The 316-nt window shown below is 54.1% G+C and carries 1 protein-coding gene; it reads left to right on the forward strand.

Annotation, left to right across the window (positions count from 1 at the left end; all coding sequences use genetic code 11):
- Positions 1-26 precede the first annotated feature (26 nt).
- The coding region (locus SJH88_RS19890; protein ID WP_274755430.1) for a transposase at positions 27-316 on the forward strand (290 nt) is incomplete at its 3' end.

Consider the following 316-nt stretch of genomic DNA (forward strand, 5'->3'; position numbering starts at 1 on the left):
GGCTCAACTCCTGAGAGGATTGAGTCATGAACACTAAAGCTGCTCGTTTTAGCCCAGAGGTACGTGAACGTGCCGTACGTTTGGTGCAGGAATGCCAAGCGGATTACGCATCACTGTGGGGCGCATGTGAATCAATAGCCCCCAAGATTGGCTGCTCTGTCAGCACCTTGCATGGATGGGTGCAGCGCAAAGAAATAGATGCAGGCCAACGACCAGGATTGACCACGGATGAGCGTGAGCGGCTCAAGCAACTGGAGCGAGAGAACAAGGAACTGCGCCGAGCCAATGACATCCTCAAGGCTGCGAGCGCTTTTTT

The organism is Comamonas sp. GCA5 (assembly GCF_036541385.1).
GTDB lineage: Bacteria > Pseudomonadota > Gammaproteobacteria > Burkholderiales > Burkholderiaceae_C > Comamonas > Comamonas aquatica.